Consider the following 584-nt stretch of genomic DNA (forward strand, 5'->3'; position numbering starts at 1 on the left):
TTCTCTCCTTTCAGGATGGCGTTTAATTTATCATCAACTTTTATCCAACTATCTTGTAATTGGTAATATTTGTTAAAACTGTCTATCCCCATCTGATGTTGAATTGTATGGTGCTTACGACATAACGCTAATACGTATTTATCGTAGTGGTCTATCTTGTTCCTGTTCATACCTCTACCTACTGTTTCAAAGTGTGCTAAGTCTGAATTAGGTTTGCCGCATATCACACAATTTCTGTTAATCGTTGACCAATATAGATAACTCTTATCTTCTTTCATCAACTTACTCGTCTTTAATCTCATAGGAACTTGATGATGAAACATAAAAGCAATAATCATTTCGATTAATTCTCTTGCTATTTTTTTAGAACAATTCTTTAAACTAATAGAATCATAGCCATTCATTATTTCTAATTCGAATTGAAAATCTTGCCTCATAGCTTCTTTAGGTTGACCTAAATGTAATTCAATATCTTCGCATAACAAGAAAATTGTTCTGCGTTGTTTATGAGTTATCTTTTCGTGGTCTGGCACTTCTATATCTGCGTTGAGTGAGTAACCATTTTCCAACAAATCGATATGACT

General features: G+C 32.7%; 1 protein-coding gene. It reads right to left on the reverse strand.

The window, feature by feature from the left end:
* Window positions 1-584: putative HNHc nuclease (locus IE142_RS35540; RefSeq protein ID WP_191889484.1), on the reverse strand; the 584-nt coding region annotated here is incomplete at both ends.

Source organism: Streptomyces mutabilis, assembly GCF_014649815.1.
GTDB lineage: Bacteria > Actinomycetota > Actinomycetes > Streptomycetales > Streptomycetaceae > Streptomyces > Streptomyces mutabilis.